The organism is Actinomadura sp. NPDC048394 (assembly GCF_040651755.1).
In the GTDB taxonomy this organism is placed as follows: domain Bacteria; phylum Actinomycetota; class Actinomycetes; order Streptosporangiales; family Streptosporangiaceae; genus Spirillospora; species Spirillospora montaniterrae.
In genome coordinates this window covers 114,567-136,828 of record NZ_JBEZJL010000025.1, presented here as the reverse complement: position 1 = coordinate 136,828, position 22,262 = coordinate 114,567, and the positions used below count along the sequence as shown (strand labels likewise).

Here is a 22,262-nt window from a genome sequence, read left to right as displayed (position 1 = left end):
AGGGGCCGCAGAGGCTCCAAAGTCAAGGGTGGACGAAGTCCATCGCGTAGCGACGCCGAAGGCGCCCTTGACTTTGGAGGGGCGGCCCCGTACGCCAGCGCCGCCCCCACCGCCTCTGCGCCGAATCCCGCCACTCCCCTACTCCGCTGCCCCGGAACACCCTTCTCCCAGTTCCCCGTGACTCCGCCCCCGATCCAGCACCCCCGAGACTCCGCCCCCCGAGACTCCGCCCCCGAGACTCCCCCGGGAACTTCGAGCGCCGAGCACTCCACCCCCAGGAACTCCGAGCCCCCGCCCCGAAAGATTCCGCCTCCCCGAGGGGCCGCCTCCCCGGGACTCCCGAAGCCCCGGAGCCCCCGAACCCCCGGAGCCCCCGAACCCCCGGAGCCCCCGAACGCCCGGAGCCCCCGAACGCCCGAGCCGCCGAACGCCCGAGCCTGCGGCCCCAGAGCCCCCGGCCCCCAAGCGCCCGATCCCGATGCGTTCCGAGCGCAGTGTTGGTGGTGGCGGAAGACCTCAGGCGGGTGGGCTACTCGGTTAGTTCGGTCTGGAAGAGGGTGCGGACGCGGGTCCAGGAGTCTTGGGCGGCGGATTCGTCGTAGGGTTCGCGGCCCGGGAAGAAGAAGGCGTGCTGCGCGCCCGGGTAGACGATCTCCTCATGGCGGACGCCGGCGGAGTCCAGGGCGGCGCCGATCTGGTCGCGCTGGGCCGCGTCGATGACGTGGTCCAGCTCGGCGAAGAACATCAGCGTGCGGACGTCCCGGGCGGCGATGGCGGGGGCCTCGTCCAGCAGCGGAGCCGGGCGGCTGAGCGCGGTGCCGGCGACGGGGAGCCAGCCGGGGTAGTAGATCGCGGCGGCGGCGAGGTCGAGGCGGGTGGCGGCGAAGAAGGCGATGTGGCCGCCGAGGCTGAAGCCGAGGACGCCGGTCTTCCCGGCGGCGCCGTGCTCGCGGGCGTGGGCGACGCAGGCGCGGAGGTCGGCTTCGACGTCGTCGCGGGTGAGGCGGCCGAGCAGCTCGAAGGCGCGGGTGCGGTTGGCGTCGCTTTCGGGGAAGCCGGACGCGGTCTCGGGGCCGGAGCGGTGGTAGAGGTTCGGCGCGATGGCGACGTAGCCGAGGGCGGCGACCTGCCGGGCGATGCCGCGGACCTGGTCCGTCAGGCCCCACAGTTCGGAGCAGACGAGGACCGCCGGGTGCGGGCCGGTCCCGGACGGGCGGGCCAGGAACGCGTTCATCGGCGCGGGCCCGCCGACGTCGACCTGTACCTCGTGCGCGGTGATCTCGGCGGTCATGGGAGCCCCCGTCGTCCGGTCGCGCGCCGGCGGCGCGAACCCGATGATCCTAGCGGCGGGCCACGAAAGCGCGGATAACGCTACAAGTAGGCGCGCATGGGGGCGGTGAAGGCGGGTTTGGCAGAGTGGGCGGGCAGGAGGGCGACGCGGCTGCTGCCGGAGCAGTCCGGGGCGTCGTAGAGGCTGACGAAGTACGGGGTGTTGTTGACGCCCGACTGGACGGTCTGGGGCAGGGACGCGCACTGGGAGGGGAGCCGGTCGAGGCGGAGGACGGTGACGGCGCCGGTGAAGTCGGGGTTCTCGTAAAGGCACACCGCGTCCTGCGGGCATTGGGGCGGGTCGTCGGCGGCGGCGGGCGGCGCGGCGGGCGCGAGGGTTCCCGCCGCGAGCGCGAGCGTGGTCGTCGCGAGCCGGATTCGACGGAGCATGATGGTCCCCCCTGCTGGCCGGTGCCTCTGCGTTCAAGATCATAACGGAATGTGATCACAGAAGCGCGCACGGTCAGGGAGTGGCGGTCCGGGTCTTGCGGATGAGGGTGGCGGCGAGGAGCAGGACGAGCACGATGGCGATCGCGGTGAGCGAGGCGGCGACGCCGAGGGTGTCCGCGCCGAGCACGGTCAGCAGCGTGAGGACGACGGCGACGGCGATGAACAGCGGCGGGATGGTGACGCTGCCGAGCGGGGCGTGCAGGGCCCACAGCATGGCGAGGATGATCGCGACGGGGACGGCGGTGGCGGCGACGACGGTCGTCGGACCCGCCTCGATGGCGTGCTCGCCCTCGCCGGCGGACGCGACGGCGACCTCCAGCCCGGCGCCGAGGGCGGCGAGGGCCGCGAACATGGCGTAGTGGCCGTAGCCCCAGATGAACGAGCGGTCGCGGCGCGCTTCGAGGCCCTCGCCGGCGGGTTCGGAGAAGTAGATCCACCAGATCGCGAACAGGACGGCGAGGCCGGCGAGGGCGATGACGACGAGGTCGGCGCTGAGGCCGTGGGCGACGGCGCCCTGGACGGCGTTGGTGGCGGCGAGGACGCTCTCGCCCAGCAGGATGATGGTGAACAGGCCGTACCGTTCGGCGATGTGGTGCGGGTGCCAGGTGGTCATGGCGGGGCGTTCGGCGAACAGCGGGACGGACAGGTCCGCGAGGGCGCAGACGACGAACGCCCACACCGGCCCGTCGCCGGGCAGCGCGAGCCGGGACAGCCACAGCACCTGGACGAGCGAGACGCCGATCGCGTAGCGCAGGGCGGTGGCGCGGCCGTCGGGGTGGGCGATGGCGGCGCGCACCCACAGGCTCACCAGGCCGACGCGCATGACGAGGTAGCCGATGGTGACGGTGGTGAAGTCGCCGTCGAACGCCGACGGGACGCCCGCCGCGAGGACGAGGACGCCGGCCATCTGCACGAACGTCATCACGCGGTAGGGGACGTCGTCGGTGTCGTAGGCGGACGCGAACCAGGTGAAGTTCATCCACGCCCACCAGATCGCGAAGAACACGGCGAGGAACGCGCCGGCGGCGTGCCCGGCGTGGCCCTCCTCGGTCGCGTGGGCGAGCCGTCCGGCGATCTGCGACACGGCGGCGACGAAGGTCAGGTCGAACAGCAGTTCCAGGGGGCTGGAGACGCGGTGGGGTTCGGCCTGGTCACGGGCGACCATCCGGGTGCGCAGCGAGGGCATGCGATCACCCTAGGGCGCGGGCGGGGAGGCGGTCAGAAGAAGGCCGGGCCGCGGCGCAGCAGCGTGTCGTACAGCATCTGCTGGACGTTCTCGCGGACGTGGTCGGTGAGGTTGAACAGGGTCATCGGGTCGTCGGCGTCCTCGGCGGCGTACTCCTCGAGCGTCATCGGCTCGCCGAACTGGATCATCCATTTGGACGGCAGCGGGACGAGCCCGGCGGGGCCGAGCAGCGGGAACGTCGGGGTGACGGGGAAGTAGGGCAGGCCGAGCAGCCGCGCGAGCGGCCGCAGGTCGCCGATCTTGGGGTAGATCTCCTCGGCGCCGACGATGGCGGCGGGGACGATCGGGACGCCGGCGCGCAGCGCGGTGCCGACGAAGCCGCCGCGGCCGAAGCGCTGCAGCTTGTAGCGGTCGGCGAACGGCTTGCCGACGCCCTTGAAGCCTTCGGGGAACACCCCGACGAGCTCGCCCTTGCCGAGCAGCCGGGCCGCGTCGGCCTGGCAGGCGAGGGTGTGGCCGGCCTTGCGGGCCAGGTGCGCGAGGACGGGCACCTGGTAGACGAGGTCGGCGCCGAGGAGCCGGACGCACCGGCGGGCGTTGTCGTGCAGCGCGACCGACAGCATCAGCGCGTCGAGCGGGAGGGTGCCGGAGTGGTTGGCGACGATGAGCGCGCCGCCTTCGGCGGGGACGTTCTCGACGCCCTCGACCTCGACGCGGAACCAGTGCTCGTAGAGGGCGCGGGCGGCGGGGAGCAGGATGTTCTCGTTGAAGTCGGGGTCGTAGCCGAACTCGTCGACCTCGTACTCGCCGGAGATGCGGCGGCGGAGGAAGGCCAGGCCGGACGCGATGCCGCGTTCGAGCGGCCCAGGACCATGCGCAGGACCAGGACCAGGACCAGGACCAGGACCAGAACCGGCGCCGGGCCCGCCCGCGTCACCGCCGTCGTGGCGGGCCGAGGCGAGCCGGATGACCTGCGCGCCCTCGTCGTCCTCATGGCGGGCGTGCATCATCCTGCCTCCTTCCCCGCGCGGCGCGGGCCGCGCGGTGTCCTCCCCCGGGCCCGCCGCTCGGCGCGCGGCGGGCGGGGCCCGGTCAGCCGCGCAGCAGCGACGCCAGCCGGGCGGCCGGGCCGTGGTGGCCGAGTCCCTGGGCGGTGACGAAGTCGGCGAACGCCGCCTCCGTCCCGTACTTCGGGCGCCATGCCAGCTCCTCCTCCAGGGCCGCGGTGTCGATGACCCGGCCGTAGGTGAGCCAGCGCAGCAGTTCGGGCGAGAACCCCGACATGCCCGCGAACCGCCGTCCCATGTCGCCGAACAGCGAGATCGACGGCGCCGGGACGGGCACGTAGGGACGGCCCGCGCGGCGCAGCGCCTGCGACAGCAGGAGCACGCCGTCGCCCGCCACGTTGTAGCAGCCGGGGTGGTCCTCGACGGTCATCCGCCGCAGCACCTCGATGCCGTCGTCCTCGTGGACGAACTGGAGCCGCGGATCGAAGCCCAGCACCGTCGGGACGACCGGCATGCGCAGGTACCGCGTGAGCGGCGAGTCGACGCCGGGGCCGACGAAGTTGGCGAACCGCAGCACCGACACCGTCAGGTCGGAGCGGCGCCGGGTCAGCCCGCGGACGTACCCCTCGACCTCGACGGCGTCCTTGGCGTACCCGGACGTCGGCGCCTCGACGGGCTCGTCCCGCTCGGTGAACACGGCCGGGTCCATCGGGGAGGAGCCGTACACGGCGGCCGAGGACCGCACGACGAGCTTGCGCGCGTCGGGCGAGCGCTGGCACGCCCCGAGCAGCTGCATCGTCCCGATGACGTTGAGCTCTTTCACCTTCGCCCGCGGCACCGACGCCGAGGTGACCAGGTTGAGGTGCACCACGGTGTCGACCCGGGCGGACGAGATGATCTTCGCGATGCCGGGCGTGCGGATGTCCACCCGCACGAACTCGGTGCGGCCGAGCGGCATCGTGGGCGGCACGGTGTCCACCCCGATGACCCGCTCGATCCCCGGGTCGGCCTGCAGGGCGTGCGCGACCCGCGCCCCCAGGAAACGGGAGACGCCCGTGACGAGGACGACACGGGCCGCGGCGGGCTTGGCTGGCCCCGGCTCGGCAGGCACTGTGCGCCCCACCCCTTACGGCTGAGCGACCGGCGTGCTCACTTCTTGTTGCGGCGCTGGATGCGCGTCTTCTTCAGCAGCTTGCGGTGCTTCTTCTTGGCCATCCGCTTGCGGCGCTTCTTGATGACAGAGCCCACGAGACCTCGCTCGGCGTATCGGGTGATGTGCAGGAGACGAACGTGCCGCAGGCGAGCATCACTCGAAACGCGCGCACGGTCCGCTGCCCAAGGGTACCGCTGCGCAGGTGGAGATCTCGCCGCGGCATGGCGCGCGGCGACCGGCACCGCGCCGCGCGCGCCGCCGTGCGGCGCCGCCCGCGATGCCGGGCACCTTTCCGCGCGGGCGGGCGGCGGTGGTGAATCCGCCCGTCCCGCGGTGTCCGGACCGGCCCCGGACCGGGGGTCGCGCGGGGCATCGGCGATGCCCCGTCCGCCCGGTCCCCGGGTCCGGCGGCCTGCCGGCCGCCGGCCGGTCCTCGTCCTGTTTCCCCAGCTCCGGGACGGTCCTCGCGGGTCGTCCCGGCGCCCCCTGCACGGCCGGGTGGCAGGTTCGGCGGGTGCCTGTCGCCCCCGCCCTCACCCGTTATCCGGCTTCGATGTACGCGTCGCGCAGGTAGTCGTGAACGGCCTGTTCGGGGACCCGGAACGAGCGGCCCACCCGGATGGCGGGAAGCTCGCCCGAGTGGACGAGGCGGTAGACGGTCATCTTGGACACCCGCATCACCGAGGCCACTTCGGCCACGGTCAGGAACCTGACCTCGCTGAGAGGTCGCTCGCCTGAGCTCATCGGACGCCCTCTTCCACACGTGCCGCGCACCGGCCCTTCGGGTGACTTTGATCACGCACGTGTACTTCCTCCAGCGTAAATCGCGTATCGGCAGTCGCAAGAGGGGAGTTCCGCACATTTCCGTATCCGACCCTGACCGGGCGGCCACAGCACTGCTCCCGCACGGAGCGCGAACATGACGGCACGGGGCGTGGCAATCCAAGCGGTTGTCAACCGAAAACAGGCGATGACCTGCGACTCAGAGGTTCGCGATGGGACGGCGCGAACCCAGGAACACCGTTACGGTAGCCCTGTCACACCCCGTGACAGGATGGGCGGCCGCGCCGGAAGGTAAGCAAGGTCAGTCCTTCGGGGACAGGCCCGCGCGGGCGAGGAGATACGCCGTCAAGGGCGCGTAATGGTGCGGCGATACGCCGTCGTCCAGCGGAACCACGACGTCGATCTTGCCTTCGGCGGCGCCGGCGAAGAGCGCGGGATCGTTACAGTCCGCGAATCCGACGGTGTCGATCCCGGCCTGGCCGGCGGCGCCCGCCCAGCCGTGATCGGCAATGGCCAGATCCGGCCAAGAATCGTGTTTATCGTTCATGGTCTCGCCGTTTCCGCTATTGGCGGACGCCGGCGAGGGACCACCCGCGGCGGAATCGGCGCCGGTCGAGGCGAGTTCGCGGAGCATCGCCTCCATCGGGTGCGGGTCGTGCGTGTGGTGGGTGCGGAAGTCCTCGCCCTCCAGCATCGCCACGCCCGGCTCGGCGTAGACGATCCGGCGCAGGTCGGAGCCGCCGTAGTCGACGTCGATCTCGTACGTCCAGCCCGCCGCCGGGGTCAGGATGCGGCAGCCGGCGCCCGCCAGCGCCCGCGCGACCGCCTGGTACAGCGGGGTCAGCGTGGCCGGATGCCCGGTCGCGACCACGACGGTCTCCTTGCGGCGCGCCGCGAGGCCGATCCGGTCGCCCATGGCCTCCAGCGTGTCGAGGGTGATGTCGGGGTCGATCGTGTCGTCCCCGTACACGTGCCTCGGATCCGGGTTCACGCCGCAGCGCTCGACCATCATGTCCAGCACGGACCGCTCCGTCCACGACGGCTTCAGCTCCAGCCCGAACTGGTAGTACGGGTTGCCGGCCGCCATCCGCCGGTAGTGCAGCAGGTTGTTCTGCCGCGGTGTCGCCACGTCGCCCGCGATCATCGTCCGGACGAGGTGCGCGCGCAGTTCGTCCCGCGTGGGGGGCTTGCCAGGGTCCGCCATCACTCGTCCGCCATCGGTCGCCGCCGTTGCTCGTCGTCGCTGCTCGTCCGCGTCACTCGTCCGCCGTCACTCGTCCGCCGGTCATTCGTCCGTCATCGGGTCGAGGCCGTGCTCGGGGAAGACCTCCCGCCGGGTCGCCAGGATCGCCTGGTCGACGGGGTTCGCCGGGTCGTAGCCGTTCCCCCACCGGTGCACCTCCACCACGTCCGTCCCGTCCGTCATCCGGCGCGGGGCGATCTCTCCGGTGCGCCGCTGCACGAACTCGCGCCAGGCGTCCGGGGTCTCGGTGCCCGGCGGGACCGGGTCGCCGGAGGCCTCCGCCAATAGGTGCGTCCAGGCACGCGGGACGACCTGGACCAGCTCGTAGCCCCCGCCGCCGGTCAGGACCCAGCGGCCGCCGGCCGTCTCGTGCGCGAGCCGGTGCAGCGCCGCGTACGCCGTCCGCTGCCCGTCCACGCTGAGGATCAGGTGGGCGAGCGGGTCGAGGGCGTGCGAGTCGGCGCCCTGCTGGGTGACGAGCACCTGCGGGCGGAACCGGCGCAGCAGCTGCGGGACGACCGCCTCGAACGCGCGCAGCCAGGACGCGTCGTTGGTGCCGGGCGGCAGCGAGACGTTGACCGCGGTGCCGTCGGCGCCGGTCTCGGTGGGGAAGCCGGTGCCGGGGAACAGCGTGCGCGGCGTCTCGTGCAGGCTGATCGTGAGGACGCGCGGGTCGTCGTAGAAGGCGGCCTGGACGCCGTCGCCGTGGTGCACGTCGATGTCGACGTAGGCGACGCGCTCGGCGCCGTTCTCCAGCAGCCACGCGATCGCGACCGCCGGGTCGTTGTAGACGCAGAAGCCGCTCGCGGCGCCGCTCAGCGCGTGGTGCAGGCCGCCGGAGATGTTCGCGGCGTGCTCGGCGCGGCCCGTCCACACCGCCTCGGCGGCGGCCACCGAGGCGCCCGTGACCAGCGCGGACGCGTCGTGCATGCCGAGGAAGACGGGGTTGTCGTCGGTGCCGAGGCCGTGCCGCGGCTCCGGCAGCCCGGTCGCGCCCGCGTGCTTGACGGCCGCGATGTAGGCCTCCTCGTGGACGAGCCGGAGGAGCTTGTCGTCGGCCGGCGCGAACCCGGAGACCCGCACGCCGGGGCGGTCGAGGACGCCGAGCTCGCGGGCCAGCGCCATCGTCAGCTCGACGCGGACGGGGTTCATGGGGTGGCCGGGCCCGAAGTCGTAGGAGACGAGCCGGTCGTCCCAGAAGATCTCCAGCCCGCAGCCCGTGGCCGGGGAGGGCGGGGACGGCGGCGCGACGCTCATGACCTCACGGTATCGCGGCGGCCCCGTGGCCAGGATCACAGACCCCACCGGTCCCGGCATGGCTCGCGATCAACCCGTGATGTTGATTACACGCCATAAATGGGCATGAACATAACACAACGGAAACAGCAAGCGAGGTGCCCATGGACCCGAGCGTCCGCAGCCGCGCGATCTCCGGCGCGCTGCGCCTGGGCGTCCACCCGTTCATGCACCGGGTCCCCGGGCACGCCCCGAGCATCCGCACGGCCCGCTCCGCCGTCGACGCCGCGTCCCTGCTGCTGCGCGCCGGCTCCCGCGTCCGGGTGGTCCCGCTGGACGACCCGCGCGTCGAGAGCCGCGGCGGCCGGCCGGTCAAGGGCGAGTGGGTCGTCGCCCGCGACGCGCCCGAGGCGCTGGATACGTCCCAGGGGCCCGTCCCGGGCGCGATCCTCTACCTGCACGGCGGCGGCTACGTCGTCTGCTCACCGCGCACCCACCGCCCCATCACGTCGCGGCTCGCGCTCGACACCGGGCTGCCCGTCCTCGTGCCCCGCTACCGGCTCGCGCCCGAGCACCCGTTCCCCGCCGCGCTGGAGGACGCCGTCGCCGCCTACCGCTGGCTGCTCGACCGCGGCGTCCCCGCGTCCGGGATCGTCGTCGCGGGCGACTCGGCGGGCGGGCATCTCGCCGCCACCCTCGCGGGCGAGATCTGCCGGACGGGGCTGCCGTCCCCCGCCGGGATCGTCCTGTTCTCCCCCTGGGTCGACCTGACCTGCGAGTTGTCCACCCGCGAGCAGCAGCGCGCCCGCGACCCCTACATCAGCGCCTACGCGGCGCGGCGGGTCGCCCGCCTCGTGGTGGGGCCGGCCGGATTCGACGACCCGCGGCTGGCCCTGCTCACCTGCGCGTGGACGGACACGCCGCCGGTGCTGATCCAGGTCGGCGGCGCGGAGGTGCTGCGTCCCGAGGCGGAGGCGCTCGCGGACGCGCTGACCGCCGCGGGCGCCGACTGCGAGCTCCAGGTCTGGAAGGGGCAGATGCACGTCTTCCAGATGCTGAACCGGGTGCTTCCGGAGGCGAGCGCCGCGATGCGCGACGTCGCCCGCTTCGTCGCGTCCGTCACCGCGCCGGCGCCGGCGGAGCCGGAGCAGCCGGAGGTCGCGGCGTAGACCGCTGCCTACCGGTCGCCGTCCTACCGGTCGCCGTCCTTGCGGACGGGACGTCGGTTCGCGGCCAGGAGCGCGGCCGCGTGGTCCGCCATGAACCGCGGCACGCCGAGCCTGATCAGCGTGCGGTGCAGCAGCGTCCGCTCGAGCGGGGACGCCGCGCGGGGCACGCCCGCGTCCCGCTTCCTCCGGTCGACCATCCCGCGCCTCCCCCGATGATTCCAAGATCAACGGGGATGGTAGCCACGGATATACCGGTTTCACCCGGAAATCAAGATCATTAGCCACGCTAGGGAATTCGCCGGTCACCCCGCGTCGCCCGGTTCCGGGGCCCCCGGAGTCAGAAGTTGCGGGCGTGCTCGCGCTCGAAGGACAGGTCGTCGTCCCGCCCCCGGCGGCCGACGGTGAGGAACCCGATCGCCGCCGCGACCGTCGCGATCCCCTCCCCGACCAGGCTGATCGTCTTGTCGGTGTACCAGACGGGCTCGTGCATGTCCGGCAGCGGGCCGAGCGCGCCCACGTCGACGTAGTAGTAGAGCAGGAGCGCGCCGACCGCGCTCCCCGCGACGAGGAACGCCAGCGCGTACGACCAGCGGGCCGCGTAGGTGAGAATGATCACCGCGACGACGGCGGCGACCCCGGCCTGGATGCGGAAGAGCACGTCGCCGTGGATGGAGCCGCCCTGGACGAACGCCATCTGGGGAGCGAACCTCCAGTGCACGACGGCGTCCGCGGCGAGTCCCGCGGCGACCAGCAGTCGGAGTATGAGTCCCATACTCCCTTACACGGCCCCGCACCCCTGCCCGGCTCAACCGGATCATTCGGAATTGAACTTTTTCCGGCGGTACGGGGCGCCCCGGCGCGGGGGCGGGGCGAGACGGCCCCGGATCAGCCGCCGGCGAGCTCCCGGCCGCGGTTGCGCGCCGCCTCGATCGCCTCCAGCACGGCGGCGCGGACGCCGTGCCGCTCCAGCTCCCGGATCGCCGAGATCGTCGTCCCGCCCGGGGACGTCACGGCCTCGCGCAGCAGCACCGGGTGCTCGCCGGAGTCGCGCAGCATCACCGCGGCGCCGACGGCGGACTGGATCACCATCTCCAGCGCGGCGGCGCGCGGCATGCCGAGCAGGATCCCGGCGTCGACCATCGCCTCGACCAGGTAGTAGAAGTACGCGGGCCCGCTGCCGGACAGCGCCGTCGCGCCGTCCTGCAGCGACTCGGGGATGCGCAGCACCTTCCCGACCGGCGACAGCAGCTCCTCGGCGAGCCGCAGGTGCTCCTCGCCCGCGTGCGACCCGGCCGAGATCACGCTCATCGCCTCGTCCACGTGGACGGGCGTGTTCGACATGACGCGGACCACCGGCACGCCCGCCGGGAGCCGCTCCTCGATGAACGCCGTGGGGATGCCCGCGGCCATCGAGATCACCAGCCGGTCGCCGCCGACGTGCGGCCGGACCTCCTCCAGCAGCGCGCCCATGTCCTGCGGCTTCACCGCGAGGACCAGCGTCCCCGCCTTCGCGGCGGCGTCGGCGTTGGACACCGTCTCGATGCCGTAGCGCTCGCGCAGCAGCGCCGCGCGCTCCTCGCGGCGCGCGGTCGCCACGAGCTCGGACGGGCGGCGGCCGGCCCGGAGCACCCCGGACAGCAGCGCCTCGCCCATCTTCCCGGCACCCAGAATCGCGATCATCGGCATACCTTGACGTGGGGATCCAGTGACCGCACAAGCCTAGCGGTGGCCGCTCGGGCCCAGTCGCGGAGGCGGGGGGCGGAGCGGGACGGTCAGGCGCGGCCGACGAGGGAGCGCGCGAACAGCTTGAGGTTGGCCGGCCTCTCCGCGAGCCGCCGCATGAAGTACTCGTACCAGTCCGGGCCGTAGGCGACGTACACGCGGACCTGCGCGCCCTTCCCCGCGAGCCGGCGCTGCTCGGCGGAACGGATCCCGTAGAGCATCTGGTACTCGAACGTGTCGGCGTCGCGCTCGTTCAGCACCGCCAGCGCGCCGCCGATGTCGATGAGGCGCGGGTCGTGGGTGGCGAGCATGGGGTAGCCCTTGCCCGCCATCAGGACCTTCATACAGCGGACGTACGACTTGTCGATCTCTTCCTTGTCGGTGAAGGCCACCGCCTCGGGCGCCGCGTAGGCGCCCTTGCACAGCCTCACGCGGGACCCCTCGTACGCCAGCTCCGCGCAGTGCTCCTCCGCGCGCCGCAGGTACGCCTGGATGACCGCGCCCACGTCCGGGAAGTCGCGGCGCAGCTCGTGGACGATCCGCAGCGTCGCGTCGACCGCGGTGTGCTCCTCCATGTCGAGCGTGACGGTCGTGCTGGCGGACCGTGCCGCGCCGCAGATGCGGCGCGCGTTCTCCAGCGCGGTCTCCTCGCCCAGGGAGAGCCCGATCGCCGACAGCTTCACCGACACCTCGGCGCGCGCCCCCAGCCCGGACTCCCCGAGCCGTTCGAGCAGGGCGACGTAGTGGTCGGCGTTCGCCTCGACGCGGCCGCCGTCCTCGGTGCCCTCGCCGAGCACGTCCAGCGTGACGAGCAGGCCCTCGGCGGTCAGGTCCCCGGTGACGCGCGCCGCGTCCTCGACCGTCTCCCCGGCGACGAACCGCCGGACGACGTCGCCGGTGAACGGCGCGGTCTCCATGATCCGGCGTGCGCCGCCACTGCGCGACGCGAACAGCAACGCCTGACGAAGCACTGGTGAACAACCCCTTGTCCGGCGGGACGGCCCGCTCCTTCACAGCCGCCGTCCCCTACCGTCCAGGTTATGCCCGGACGGGCGCCGCGATCACGACGCCCCGTTCGCGCGCGTCCGCTCAGGACACCGTGCCGATGCCGTGACCGCCGCCGTACTTCTGGACGTACTGCGGCATCCCCGCCGTCTTCACCGCGTCGAACAGCGCGTTCGCCTTGGCCGGGTCGAGGAAGACCACGCTCTGCTTGTTGCGCATCCCGGTGCCCTTGTACGGCGCCGTAAGGAACGTCACGTCACCGACGCGCAGGTGCCGCAGGCTCAGCGCGAGCGAGCGCAGGTCCCCCGCCGACTCGGTCGAGTCGACGCTGATCGACTTGGTGAACGCCGACAGGAACCGGTCGAGCTTCAGCGGGTTGGTGATCGTGCCGCCGTCCGCGGCCTGCTTGGCGAGCGCGCCGAGGAACGCCTGCTGCCGCTTGATCCGGTCGAAGTCGCCGTTCGGCAGGTTGTAGCGCTGCCGGACGAACAGCAGCGCCTCCTCGCCGTTCAGCTTCTGCCGGCCCGCGTTCCACTGCTTCTTGCGGGCCGGGTCGTACACGCTCTGCTTGATGTCGACGGTGACGCCGCCGAGCGCGTCCGTCATCGACTTGAAGCCCTCGAAGTCGATCGCGCCGTAGTGGTCGATCCGGATGCCGGTGAGGTTCTCCAGCGTCTCGATCAGCAGCGTCGGGCCGCCGAACGAGAACGCCGCGTTGATCTTCTGCTTGCCGTAGCCGGGGATCTGCACGTAGGAGTCCCGGGGGAAGGAGATGATGTACGCCTTCTTCCGGTCCGCCGGCAGGTGCATCAGCATGATCGTGTCGGTGCGCTGCTGGCCCGGCTTCCAGAGCTTGCCGCCGCCGTCCCCGGTGGTGCCGACGTCGGCGCGCGAGTCGGAGCCGACGAGCAGCCAGTTCTCGGTGCCCGCGATGTTCGGGCCGGGCCGCTTGCCGCTCGGCATGACGCCCTGGATCCGGTGGATGTTGCCGTTGTAGGACGACTCGCGCTGCCAGATCAGCCCGCCGATCCCCGCGACGACCAGCACGAAGAACACGCCGATCGCGATCAGGACGCGCGGCCAGCGCTTCTTGCGCGGGCGCCCGCCGCCGTCGCCGTCGCCGCCGGGGCCGTCGCCCCAGAACGCCGCGCTGCCGGAGTCCTCGCCGCCGGCGCCGCCCGTCCCGCCGTCGCCGGGCCCGGACGGGCCACCGGGACCACCGGGACCGCCGGTCGCGCCGGGGCCTCCGGGCGGCGCGGCGTGCGCGCCGGTCGCGCCGCCGCCGGACGGTGCGCCCGGACCTGCCGGGGCGCCCGGGCCCGCCGGGGCGTCGGGGGCTCCGGACGCATGGCGTCCCGCGTGCTGCGGCAGGGCCCCGTCGGGCCGCTGCGGCAGCGGCGGGCCGGGGAGGTCTCGGGGGGTCATGGCGCAGAAGCTACCAGCCCGATCAGTGCGGTTCAGGCACGTTTCACCCGTCCGTCCGATCGAGTCCGGTCCCGGTCCCCGCGTCAACCTTCCGGCTACGGCGTCCGTCTCCGCAGGGTGGCGGCGCCGAGCAGGAGCGCGACGACGGTGAACGCGGCGATCACCGCGACGTCGGTCGCGAGGGTGCCGGTGAAGCGGGGCCGCGTGCTGATCTCCTGCATGCCCTGCACCGCGTAGGTCAGCGGCAGCACCCGCGAGATCGCCTCCAGCCAGCCCGCCATCTGGTCGCGCGGGATGATCAGCCCGCACAGCAGCGCCTGCGGCAGGACGAGCGCCGGCATGAACTGGACGGCCTGGAACTCGGTGCGGGCGAACGCGCTGGCGAACAGCCCGAGGGCCATGCCGAGCAGCGCGTCCAGCACCGCGACGAGGACCAGCGAGCCGAGCGAGCCGGTGAGGTCCAGGCCGAGCCAGGTCAGCGAGATCAGCAGCACGACGCCGACCTGCACCAGCGCGGCGAGGCCGAACGCGAGCGCGTAGCCGACCAGCAGGTCGAGCTTGCCGAGCGGCATGCTCATCAGCCGTTCGAGGGTGCCGCCGGTGCGTTCGCGGAGCGTGGCGACGCTCGTCACGACGAACATGACGACGAACGGGAACAGGCCGAGCAGCATCGGGCCGAGCCGGTTGAACATCGCCGGCTCCTGGTACACGTACCGCAGCAGGATCATCAGCAGGCTCGGCACGACGATCAGCAGCGCGACGGTGCGGCGGTCGTGCCGGAGCTGGGCGAGGATCCGCCGGCTGGTGGCGAGGGTGATCGCGGTGTTCATGCGGGGCTCCCCGCGGTCTCGCCGGTCTCGGCGATCAGGCGGAGGAACGCCTCCTCCAGGTCGGCGGTGCCGGTGCGCTCGCGCAGCTCGGCCGGGGAGCCGTCGGCGAGGATGCCGCCCTCGCGCATCAGCAGCAGCCGGTCGGTGCGGCCCGCCTCGTCCATGACGTGGCTGGACACGATCAGCGTGACGCCCCGGTCGGCGAGCGCGCGGAACAGCGCCCACAGCTCCTGCCGCAGGACGGGGTCGAGGCCGACGGTGGGCTCGTCGAGGACGAGCAGCTCGGGGGCGCCGAGGAGGGCGACGGCGAGGTTGGCGCGGCTGTGCTGCCCGCCGGACAGCGTGCCGACCGGCTGGTCGCGGCTGCCGGCGAGGCCGACCTCCTCGATGACGCGGTCGACGTCGCCGCGCGGCGCGCCGAGCACGGCGGCGAAGTAGCGGAGGTTCTCGGCGACGGTCAGGTCCCCGTAGACGGCGGGGGCCTGGGTCGCGTAGCCGACGCGGTCGCGCAGGCCGGGCGCCCCGGCGTCCTCGCCGAGGACCGTCACCCGCCCGCTCCGGACGATCTGGACGCCGACAAGCGCCCGCATCACGGTGGTCTTGCCGCAGCCGCTCGGGCCGAGGAGCCCGACGATGCGGCCGCGCGGGACGTCGAAGCTCAGCCCGTGCAGGACCTCGCGCCCGCCGCGCACCACCCGCAGGTCCCGCGCCTGGACGGCGGGACTGGAACTCATCATGTGATGAATTTAAGTCCGCGCAGGGGCCCGGTCAAGAGGCCGGGAAGGACCGTTCGCGCCGCGGACCGGGTCCGGCGTCCGTCAGTCCAGGTAGCGCTGGAGGGTCGGCGCGACGAGCTCGACCAGCTCGTCCTCGCTCGCCGACGCCATGGGCTCGACCAGCAGCACGTACCGCAGGATCATCACGCCGATCATCTGCCCGACGGCCGCCTGGATGCTCAGCCGCGAGACGGCGCCGGCCGCCTCCGCCCGGACGAGCAGCGCGGACGTCACGAACTCGCGCATCATCGCCGCCGCCCGCTCGTTGGTCATCGCCGAGCGCAGCATCGCCAGGATGGGCGCGCGCCGGTCCGGGTCGTCCCAGACCTGCAGGAACGTCCGGACGATCGTCTCGCCGAGCCGCTCGTGCGGCTGCGACAGCAGGTGCGGCAGCACGACCGACGGGTCCACCGGGAACCGCATGGCCTCGACGAACACGCCCTCCTTCGTCCCGAAGAAGTGGTGGACGAGCGCCGGGTCGACCCCGGCGGCGCGGGCGATCGCCCGCAGCGACGTCCCGTCGTAGCCCTTGTCGGCGAACATCTCGCGCGCCTCGGCGAGGATCGCCTCGCGCGTCTCGGTCGGCCCCGGGCGGCGGCCCCGCGCGGACGCGGTCCGCCCGGCGCCCGCGCCGTCCGTCACCGGGCGCCCCGGCGGGTGACCTCCCCGCCCGAGGTGACCTGCCAGGTGTGGTCGGCGGCGGCCAGGTGCAGCCGCGCGAACGCGAGCGCCTCGGCCAGGTCCTCCATGCGCTCGGCGCGGCTGGACGCGCGGCGCGTGTTGACCTCCAGGACGATGTGCCCGCGGAACCCCGACTCGGCGAGGGTCTCCAGCATCGGCCCGCACGGCTGGTTGCCGCGGCCCGGGACGAGGTGCTCGTCCTTGTTGGTGATCCCGACGCCGTCGGCGAGGTGGATGTGGCGGAGCCGGTCGCCGAGGCCCGCGGCCATGCCGAGGGCGTCGGAGCCGGACACGGCGGTGTGCGACAGGTCCAGCGTGACGTGCGGGTAGTCTTGGTCGACGGGGTTCCAGTCGGGCAGGTACATGCCGGCCTCGGCGCCGCGCGCCTTGAGCGGGAACATGTTCTCGACCGCGAACAGCACGTCCGTCTCGTCCTGCATGCGGGCGAGGCCCTCGACGAACTCCTTGGCGTAGTCGCGCTGCCAGCGGAAGGGCGGGTGGACGACCACGACGTCGGCGCCGAGCTCCTCGGCGACCTCCTTGGAGCGGACCAGCTTGCCCCACGGCTCGCGGCCCCAGACCCGCTGGGTGAGCAGCAGGCAGGGCGCGTGGATCGACTTGATCGGGACCTGGTGGTAGTCGGACAGGCGGCGCAGGACGTTCAGGTCCTGCGAGGACGCGTCCGTGGACACCATGACCTCGATGCCGTCGTAGCCGAGCAGCGCGGCGATCTCGAAGGCGCTCGGCACCTTCTCGGGATAGACCGACGCGGTGGACAGCGTGATCGGTGCGTCCGGCACGCGCAGGGCCGGTGAGTAGGCGCCGTTGTGCTGCGGGGTCAAGGCTTCCTCGCCAGGAATGATCGCTCGGCTGGGTCCGTGAGAGGCAGTGTTCGTAAAGGAAAGCCTATGCGCCCGCGCCGGTGATGAAACCCTCGCCCCGAGTGATCCGCGCCGCCCCCGCAGGGGCCGGGCGGGGCGCGGCTACGCTCTGGTCCCGTGGCCGAGATCGCGCCGGGCGCCGTGCCGAGCCCGAACATCTGGAACTCCCCGCAGGTCTACGAGCTGGAGAACCGCGCGGTCGACCCGGACGGGGTGCTGGACGCGGCGATGCGCGCGATCCGGCCGTGGGCGGGCGCGACCGTGCTGGACCTCGGCTGCGGCACCGGCTTCCACCTGCCCCATTTCGCCGCGGAGGCGGACCGGGTGATCGGGGTCGAGCCGCACGCGGGCCTCGCGGGGGCGGCGGCGCGCCGCGTCCGCGATCTTCCGAACGTCACCGTGCGGGTCGGCGCGGCGCAGGCGCTGCCGCTGCCGGACGCGTCGGTGGACGTGGTGCACGTCCGGTGGGCGTACTTCTTCGGGCCGGGCTGCGAGCCGGGCCTCGCCGAGCTGGACCGGGTCGTCCGGCGCGGCGGCGCGGTCTTCGTCATCGACAACGACGCGACGCGGTCCACGTTCGGCCGCTGGTTCCGGCGGGGGCTGCCGAAGTACGACCCGGAGGCCGTCGAGCGGTTCTGGACGCGGCGCGGCTTCACCCGCGAGCCGCTGACGATCCGGTGGTCGTTCGAGAGCCGGGAGGACTTCGCGGCGGTGCTGCGGATCGAGTTCCCGGCCGGCCTGGCGGACGAGTTCCTGCGCGAGCATCCCGGCCTGGAAGTGGACTACGCCGTCAATCTGTGGTGGCGTTGCGCCTGAGGTTACTGACGAGTCCGTCACAGTCGGCGTCCCGCTGTGGCCACTCTTGGACCCCGCGTACAACAATTGGCGCCGTACCACCCCGGCGCCGCCAGGCGCCCGCGACGCCGCCCCCGACCCCCGGCCGGCGTCCGCCCCGAAGGAACGGAGGAACCGGCCATGGGCCGTGCCGCCAGGACGAGCCGCAATGTGATCGCCGCCGCCGCGCTCGCCGGAGCCGGCGCCGGAGCAGGACTGGCCCTGCAGCGCCGCGCCGTCCGCCGCCTCCAGCTGCGGCCCGACCCGTACGCCGGCGAGCCCTTCGGCTCGCTGCGCGGCCGGCCCGTCCCCGTCCGCGCCGACGACGGCACCCGACTGTACGCCGAGGTCGACGGCGAGGACCGCACCGACCTCGCCGTCGTGTTCTCGCACGGCTGGACCCTCACCCAGGACTCCTGGCACTTCCAGCGCAAGGCGCTGCGCGGCCTCGGCCGGCTCGTCTTCTGGGACCAGCGCGGCCACGGCCGCTCCGACGGCGGCGACCGCGACGGCTACAGCCTCGACCGCCTCGCGGGCGACCTCGCCGCCGTCATCGACGCGACCGTCCCCGCGGACACGCCCGTCGTCCTCGTCGGCCACTCCATGGGCGGCATGACCACGATGCGGTACGCGGACGCGCACGCCGGCCTCGTCGGCGACAAGATCGTCGCGACGGGGCTGCTGTGCACCTCGTCCGGCGGCCTCGGCGAGGTCACCCTCGGCATGCCGGCCCTCGTCGCGCGCACCACCCAGCGCGTCCTGCCGCGCGCCCTGCGCGCCCTCGGCGCCGGCTCCGCCGGCATCGAGAAGGTCCGCCACCTCGGCCGGGACGGCTCCACGCTGATCCTCGACCTGGTCGCCTACGGCCCCGACGCCAGCCCCGCCGCCGTCGCGTTCGCCGAGCAGATGATGACCGAGACCCGGATGGACGCGCTCATCGACTTCTTCCACTCGATGGTGACCACCGAGGTGATCAGCGACTGCGCCGCGCTCGCCGCCGCCGACACCCTGGTCATCGGCGCCGAGAACGACATGCTCACCCCCGTCGAGCACAGCCTCAAGATCGCCGGCTGCGTGCCGTCCGCGCGGCTGGAGGTCGTCCCCACCGCCGGCCACATGGCCATGCTGGAACGCCCCAGCGTCGTCTCCGACCACCTCGGCGACCTCATCGAGCGCGCGAGAAAGACCGCGACCGCGTAGTTCCGCCGGGCGGATTCTGTCGGCGGCGGCCTCTAGAGTCTCGGGCCATGGCGAAGGCGAAGACGGCGAAGGCTGCCTACCGCTGCTCGGAATGCGGCTGGCAGACCTCGAAGTGGGTGGGGCGCTGCGGCGAGTGCCAGACCTGGGGCACGGTCACCGAGGCGGCCTCCGCCACCCCCGCGCGGGTGGTGACCGCCGGGCCCGTCAGCACCCCCGCCCGGCCGATCGGGCAGGTCGACGTCCAGAACGCGCAGACCAGGCCCACCGGGCTGGACGAGCTCGACCGCGTGCTCGGCGGCGGCATCGTGCCCGGCGCCGTGCTGCTGCTCGCGGGCGAGCCCGGCATCGGCAAGTCGACGCTGCTGCTGGAGGTCGCGGCGCTGGCGTCCACGCCGCCGGAGATCCCCCGCAACGCGCCCGCCAAGCGCGTCCTGTACGTCACCGGCGAGGAGTCGGCCGAGCAGGTCCGGCTGCGCGCCGACCGCGTCGGCGCCATCACCGACGAGCTGTACCTCGCCGCCGAGACGGAGCTGTCCGCCGTCCTCGGCCACGTCGACGCCGTCGAGCCCGCCCTGCTGGTCGTCGACTCCATCCAGACCATCGGGACGTCCGAGGTCGACGGCGCGCCCGGCGGCGTCACGCAGATCCGCGAGGTCGCGGCCAACCTGATCAGGGTCGCCAAGGAGCGCGGCATCACCGTCGTGCTGGTCGGCCACGTCACCAAGGAGGGCGCGATCGCGGGCCCCCGGCTGCTGGAGCACCTCGTCGACGTCGTCCTGTACTTCGAGGGCGACCGGCACTCCCGGCTCCGGATGATCCGCGCCGTGAAGAACCGCTACGGCCCGACCGACGAGCTCGGCTGCTTCGACCTGTCGGAGGTCGGGATCGTCGGGCTGCCCGACCCGAGCGGGCTGTTCCTCACCCGCCGCGAGGAGCCCGTCCCCGGCACCTGCGTCACCGTCACGCTGGAGGGCCGCCGGCCGCTCGTCGCGGAGGTGCAGGCGCTCGTCGCCAAGTCGCACCTGCCCGCGCCGCGGCGCGCCACGTCCGGCCTCGACACCTCCCGCGTCGCGATGGTGCTGGCCGTCCTCGCCCAGCGCTGCAAGATCTCCATGCACGAGCAGGACGTGTACGTCTCGACCGTCGGCGGCGTCCGGCTCGCCGAGACCTCCGTCGACCTCGCGCTCGGCCTCGCCGTCGCCGGGTCCACCGTCGAGCAGGCGCTGTCGAGCAGCCTGATCGCGCTCGGCGAGGTCGGCCTCGCCGGGGAGGTCCGGGTCGTGCCGGGCGTGCAGCGGCGGCTCGCCGAGGCCGCCCGGCTCGGGTTCAAGCACGCCGTCGTCCCGCGCGGGTCCCTGGAACTCGCCGACGGGTCGCCGCTCAAGCGCGCAGACCCGCAGCTCACGAGCTACGAGGGCATGAAGGTGATGGAGGTCGACAGCCTGCAGCAGGCCCTCCAGGTCGCCTTTACCGCGCCATGACGCGGGTAGCGCGAGAGTATTACGGCACGCGTCAGACGGATGCGACCAGGGGAGGAACCGGGTCACCGCCCTCCTCGGTAAACTGACGCCGTCCAGCGACCTCCGGGGGCCAGGTGCCAGAACACGACAAGGCTCATGACGAACGACGCCGCGCCACGCTCGCCGCGGTGGCCCCGGGCACGCAGATACGCGACGGCCTGGAGCGGATCCTGCGAGGGCACACCGGCGGCCTGATCGTGCTCGGCTACGACCAGGCCGTCGAGGACCTGTGCTCGGGCGGCTTCGAACTCGACGTCGAGTTCTCCGCGACCCGGCTGCGCGAGCTGGCCAAGATGGACGGCGCGATCGTGCTGGACAACGACCACCACCGCATCGTGCGGGCCGCCGTCCACCTCGTGCCGGACTCCACCATCCCCACCGAGGAGTCGGGCACCCGGCACCGCACCGCCGAGCGCGTCGCCCGCCAGACGCCCCATCCGGTCATCTCGGTGAGCCAGTCGATGCGGATCATCGCGCTGTACCTGGACGGCATCCGCTACGTCCTGGAGGACTCCGCCGCGATCCTGTCGAAGGCCAACCAGGCCCTCGCGACGCTCGAGCGCTACAAGCTGCGGCTCGACGAGGTGTCCGGCACGCTGTCCGCGCTGGAGATCGAGGACCTCGTCACCGTCCGCGACGTCAGCGCGGTCGTGCAGCGGCTCGAGATGGTCCGCCGCATCGCCGACGAGATCGAGGGCTACGTCGTCGAGCTCGGCACCGACGGCCGGCTGCTGTCCCTGCAGCTGGACGAGCTGGTCTCCGGCGTCGACGTGGACCGGGAGCTGATCGTCCGCGACTACCCGTCGGACGACACCCGCGCCCGCGGCGTCAACGCGATCCTGTCCGCGCTGGACACGCTGTCGGCCAACGAGCTGCTCGACCTGTCCACGGTCGCGGAGGTGATGGGGTTCGCCGGGCCCGACGCCCTCGACCTGCCGGTCAGCCCGAAGGGGTTCCGGCTGCTGGCGAAGGTGCCGCGGCTGCCGAGCATGGTCGTCGAGCGGCTCGTCGAGCATTTCGGCGGGCTGCAGAAGCTCCTCGCCGCGAGCATCGACGACCTGCAGGCGGTCGGCGGGGTCGGCGAGTCCCGGGCCCGCAGCGTCCGCGAGGGGCTGTCGCGGCTCGCCGAGTCGTCGATCCTCGAACGCTACGTGTGACCTTCGCGGGCCTCAGCGCAGGTGGAAGATCCGCTTGCCCGCCTTGCCGTCCTTGCCCGCCTTGCCGCCCTTGAGTGCCGCGACGTAGGTTCCGGGACGTGCGGGCGGGCCGCCGCAGCCGCGGTGGCGGTCCCAGGTCACGACGGCGGTGGAGGGGACGCCGCGCCGCAGCGTCCGCTTTCCGGACGCGCCCTTACGGCACTCCCCTGACGACCAGATCCGGTCCTTCCCGGACGTGACGACGACATAGAGCGCACCGGTGTCGAACCTGCACGATGCGGGGTTCGTGTTCACGACGGTGATGCCGAACCGCGGGCTCTGCCGCGCCGCGTACGACTTCGACGCCGTCAGGGTGAACACCAGGTCGCGCGGCTTGCAGGGTCCGCCGCCCTCCGCGGGCTCCGGCGTGACGGTCGTGGTGATCGTCACCGTCGGCACCGCGGTCGGCGGCGCCGCGGGCACGCCCGAGTCGATCGCCCCGGCGTTCCGGACGGGCTCCTTCTCGCCGCCTCCGCTGCTCCCGCCCCCGCACGCCCACACCAGGGCCCCCACCGCACCGGCCATTCCGGCCAGCACCGCGACGCGGCGCCGCCAATACCGGTCCAGCGATAATTGACGCTCGGTACCCGTATCCATACGGTCAGTATGCATTCGCGGAATCGCCACGAGGGTCCG

The 22,262-nt window shown here is 73.0% G+C and carries 24 protein-coding genes; 5 read left to right on the top strand and 19 right to left on the bottom strand.

All coding sequences use genetic code 11. The features are described 5' to 3' along the window. Positions 1–529: 529 nt before the first annotated feature. The 9 genes from AB0C78_RS20235 to AB0C78_RS20195 all read right to left on the bottom strand — a co-directional run bounded on the left by AB0C78_RS20235 (position 530) and on the right by AB0C78_RS20195 (position 8,354). A complete protein-coding gene (locus AB0C78_RS20235; protein ID WP_360750028.1) occupies positions 530–1,291 on the bottom strand; it encodes a dienelactone hydrolase family protein in 762 nt (253 codons plus the stop codon). Between the two features lie 80 nt (positions 1,292–1,371). Continuing rightward, positions 1,372–1,719, bottom strand: a complete 348-nt coding sequence (locus AB0C78_RS20230) for a peptidase inhibitor family I36 protein (RefSeq protein WP_360750025.1) — start codon at positions 1,717–1,719, stop codon at positions 1,372–1,374. A 73-nt stretch (positions 1,720–1,792) separates the two neighbouring features. Then, positions 1,793–2,965 carry a low temperature requirement protein A gene (locus AB0C78_RS20225; RefSeq protein WP_360750022.1) on the bottom strand — a complete coding sequence of 391 codons (1,173 nt, stop codon included), beginning with the start codon at positions 2,963–2,965 and terminating at the stop codon, positions 1,793–1,795. 32 nt (positions 2,966–2,997) lie between these two features. Further along, positions 2,998–3,975: a lysophospholipid acyltransferase family protein gene (locus AB0C78_RS20220; RefSeq protein WP_360750019.1), complete on the bottom strand. Its 978-nt coding sequence runs from the start codon at positions 3,973–3,975 to the stop codon at positions 2,998–3,000. An 82-nt stretch (positions 3,976–4,057) separates the two neighbouring features. Then, positions 4,058–5,083: an NAD-dependent epimerase/dehydratase family protein gene (locus AB0C78_RS20215; protein ID WP_360750016.1), complete on the bottom strand. Its 1,026-nt coding sequence runs from the start codon at positions 5,081–5,083 to the stop codon at positions 4,058–4,060. 38 nt (positions 5,084–5,121) lie between these two features. Then, complete coding sequence (locus AB0C78_RS20210; RefSeq protein WP_018654693.1) at positions 5,122–5,220, bottom strand: AURKAIP1/COX24 domain-containing protein; 99 nt, start codon at positions 5,218–5,220, stop codon at positions 5,122–5,124. A 445-nt stretch (positions 5,221–5,665) separates the two neighbouring features. Continuing rightward, positions 5,666–5,869 (bottom strand): helix-turn-helix domain-containing protein, encoded by a 204-nt coding sequence (locus tag AB0C78_RS20205; protein ID WP_067466901.1) that lies wholly within the window; start codon positions 5,867–5,869, stop codon positions 5,666–5,668. Positions 5,870–6,209: 340 nt separating this feature from the next. Further along, positions 6,210–7,112 (bottom strand): phosphatase, encoded by a 903-nt coding sequence (locus AB0C78_RS20200; RefSeq protein ID WP_360750013.1) that lies wholly within the window; start codon positions 7,110–7,112, stop codon positions 6,210–6,212. Positions 7,113–7,193: 81 nt separating this feature from the next. Further along, a complete protein-coding gene (locus AB0C78_RS20195; RefSeq protein WP_360750037.1) occupies positions 7,194–8,354 on the bottom strand; it encodes an acetoin utilization protein AcuC in 1,161 nt (386 codons plus the stop codon). A 197-nt stretch (positions 8,355–8,551) separates the two neighbouring features. Between AB0C78_RS20195 and AB0C78_RS20190 the strand changes: the two genes are divergently transcribed. Continuing rightward, the gene (locus AB0C78_RS20190) at positions 8,552–9,556 is read left to right on the top strand and encodes an alpha/beta hydrolase (RefSeq protein ID WP_360750010.1); all 1,005 of its coding nucleotides are present in this window, start codon (positions 8,552–8,554) and stop codon (positions 9,554–9,556) included. 23 nt (positions 9,557–9,579) lie between these two features. Here the strand turns inward: AB0C78_RS20190 and AB0C78_RS20185 are convergent, their stop codons facing one another. The 9 genes from AB0C78_RS20185 to AB0C78_RS20145 all read right to left on the bottom strand — a co-directional run bounded on the left by AB0C78_RS20185 (position 9,580) and on the right by AB0C78_RS20145 (position 16,837). Further along, positions 9,580–9,753 carry a hypothetical protein gene (locus AB0C78_RS20185; RefSeq protein ID WP_192809272.1) on the bottom strand — a complete coding sequence of 58 codons (174 nt, stop codon included), beginning with the start codon at positions 9,751–9,753 and terminating at the stop codon, positions 9,580–9,582. A gap of 140 nt (positions 9,754–9,893) precedes the next feature. Beyond that, positions 9,894–10,328: a hypothetical protein gene (locus tag AB0C78_RS20180; protein WP_360750007.1), complete on the bottom strand. Its 435-nt coding sequence runs from the start codon at positions 10,326–10,328 to the stop codon at positions 9,894–9,896. Between the two features lie 113 nt (positions 10,329–10,441). Then, positions 10,442–11,236 (bottom strand): pyrroline-5-carboxylate reductase, encoded by a 795-nt coding sequence (proC, locus tag AB0C78_RS20175; protein ID WP_360750004.1) that lies wholly within the window; start codon positions 11,234–11,236, stop codon positions 10,442–10,444. Positions 11,237–11,328: 92 nt separating this feature from the next. After that, positions 11,329–12,249: a proline dehydrogenase family protein gene (locus tag AB0C78_RS20170; protein WP_360750001.1), complete on the bottom strand. Its 921-nt coding sequence runs from the start codon at positions 12,247–12,249 to the stop codon at positions 11,329–11,331. 118 nt (positions 12,250–12,367) lie between these two features. After that, the gene (locus AB0C78_RS20165) at positions 12,368–13,708 is read right to left on the bottom strand and encodes an LCP family protein (protein ID WP_360749999.1); all 1,341 of its coding nucleotides are present in this window, start codon (positions 13,706–13,708) and stop codon (positions 12,368–12,370) included. Positions 13,709–13,803: 95 nt separating this feature from the next. Then, positions 13,804–14,538 (bottom strand): ABC transporter permease, encoded by a 735-nt coding sequence (locus tag AB0C78_RS20160; RefSeq protein ID WP_360749996.1) that lies wholly within the window; start codon positions 14,536–14,538, stop codon positions 13,804–13,806. Further along, a complete protein-coding gene (locus tag AB0C78_RS20155) occupies positions 14,535–15,275 on the bottom strand; it encodes an ABC transporter ATP-binding protein (RefSeq protein ID WP_360749993.1) in 741 nt (246 codons plus the stop codon). Before AB0C78_RS20155 ends, AB0C78_RS20160 begins: the two co-directional genes overlap by 4 nt. An 81-nt stretch (positions 15,276–15,356) precedes the next feature. After that, entirely contained in the window at positions 15,357–15,956 is a 600-nt protein-coding gene (locus AB0C78_RS20150) for a TetR family transcriptional regulator (protein WP_360749990.1), read from the bottom strand. Then, on the bottom strand, positions 15,953–16,837 hold the full coding sequence (locus tag AB0C78_RS20145) for a sugar phosphate isomerase/epimerase (RefSeq protein WP_151543559.1): 885 nt from the start codon (positions 16,835–16,837) through the stop codon (positions 15,953–15,955). The genes AB0C78_RS20150 and AB0C78_RS20145 overlap by 4 nt, the downstream gene beginning before the upstream one ends. Positions 16,838–16,993: 156 nt before the next feature. Here AB0C78_RS20145 and AB0C78_RS20140 point away from each other — a divergent pair, with 156 nt between their 5' ends. The 4 genes from AB0C78_RS20140 to disA all read left to right on the top strand — a co-directional run bounded on the left by AB0C78_RS20140 (position 16,994) and on the right by disA (position 21,587). After that, the gene (locus AB0C78_RS20140; RefSeq protein WP_360749987.1) at positions 16,994–17,692 is read left to right on the top strand and encodes a methyltransferase domain-containing protein; all 699 of its coding nucleotides are present in this window, start codon (positions 16,994–16,996) and stop codon (positions 17,690–17,692) included. Positions 17,693–17,851: 159 nt separating this feature from the next. After that, positions 17,852–18,910, top strand: coding sequence for an alpha/beta hydrolase (locus AB0C78_RS20135; protein ID WP_360749984.1), 1,059 nt, complete (start codon positions 17,852–17,854; stop codon positions 18,908–18,910). A 47-nt stretch (positions 18,911–18,957) separates the two neighbouring features. Next, positions 18,958–20,391, top strand: coding sequence for a DNA repair protein RadA (radA, locus tag AB0C78_RS20130; protein ID WP_360749981.1), 1,434 nt, complete (start codon positions 18,958–18,960; stop codon positions 20,389–20,391). A gap of 113 nt (positions 20,392–20,504) precedes the next feature. Beyond that, a complete protein-coding gene (gene disA / locus AB0C78_RS20125; protein ID WP_151543555.1) occupies positions 20,505–21,587 on the top strand; it encodes a DNA integrity scanning diadenylate cyclase DisA in 1,083 nt (360 codons plus the stop codon). A gap of 12 nt (positions 21,588–21,599) precedes the next feature. Here disA and AB0C78_RS20120 read toward each other — a convergent pair whose 3' ends face one another. Next, positions 21,600–22,223: a hypothetical protein gene (locus AB0C78_RS20120; RefSeq protein WP_360749978.1), complete on the bottom strand. Its 624-nt coding sequence runs from the start codon at positions 22,221–22,223 to the stop codon at positions 21,600–21,602. Between the last annotated feature and the right edge of the window lie 39 nt (positions 22,224–22,262).

Coding starts and splice junctions, on each gene's coding strand:
- AB0C78_RS20205 (WP_067466901.1), bottom strand. CDS start 5,869: ATGAGCTCAGGCGAGCGACCTCTCAGCGAGGTCAGGTTCCTGACCGTG.
- AB0C78_RS20230 (WP_360750025.1), bottom strand. CDS start 1,719: ATGCTCCGTCGAATCCGGCTCGCGACGACCACGCTCGCGCTCGCGGCG.
- AB0C78_RS20120 (WP_360749978.1), bottom strand. CDS start 22,223: ATGGATACGGGTACCGAGCGTCAATTATCGCTGGACCGGTATTGGCGG.
- AB0C78_RS20190 (WP_360750010.1), top strand. CDS start 8,552: ATGGACCCGAGCGTCCGCAGCCGCGCGATCTCCGGCGCGCTGCGCCTG.
- AB0C78_RS20155 (WP_360749993.1), bottom strand. CDS start 15,275: ATGATGAGTTCCAGTCCCGCCGTCCAGGCGCGGGACCTGCGGGTGGTG.
- AB0C78_RS20225 (WP_360750022.1), bottom strand. CDS start 2,965: ATGCCCTCGCTGCGCACCCGGATGGTCGCCCGTGACCAGGCCGAACCC.
- proC (WP_360750004.1), bottom strand. CDS start 11,236: ATGATCGCGATTCTGGGTGCCGGGAAGATGGGCGAGGCGCTGCTGTCC.
- AB0C78_RS20135 (WP_360749984.1), top strand. CDS start 17,852: ATGGGCCGTGCCGCCAGGACGAGCCGCAATGTGATCGCCGCCGCCGCG.
- AB0C78_RS20220 (WP_360750019.1), bottom strand. CDS start 3,975: ATGATGCACGCCCGCCATGAGGACGACGAGGGCGCGCAGGTCATCCGG.
- radA (WP_360749981.1), top strand. CDS start 18,958: ATGGCGAAGGCGAAGACGGCGAAGGCTGCCTACCGCTGCTCGGAATGC.
- AB0C78_RS20200 (WP_360750013.1), bottom strand. CDS start 7,112: ATGGCGGACCCTGGCAAGCCCCCCACGCGGGACGAACTGCGCGCGCAC.
- AB0C78_RS20235 (WP_360750028.1), bottom strand. CDS start 1,291: ATGACCGCCGAGATCACCGCGCACGAGGTACAGGTCGACGTCGGCGGG.
- AB0C78_RS20180 (WP_360750007.1), bottom strand. CDS start 10,328: ATGGGACTCATACTCCGACTGCTGGTCGCCGCGGGACTCGCCGCGGAC.
- AB0C78_RS20160 (WP_360749996.1), bottom strand. CDS start 14,538: ATGAACACCGCGATCACCCTCGCCACCAGCCGGCGGATCCTCGCCCAG.
- AB0C78_RS20165 (WP_360749999.1), bottom strand. CDS start 13,708: ATGACCCCCCGAGACCTCCCCGGCCCGCCGCTGCCGCAGCGGCCCGAC.
- AB0C78_RS20185 (WP_192809272.1), bottom strand. CDS start 9,753: ATGGTCGACCGGAGGAAGCGGGACGCGGGCGTGCCCCGCGCGGCGTCC.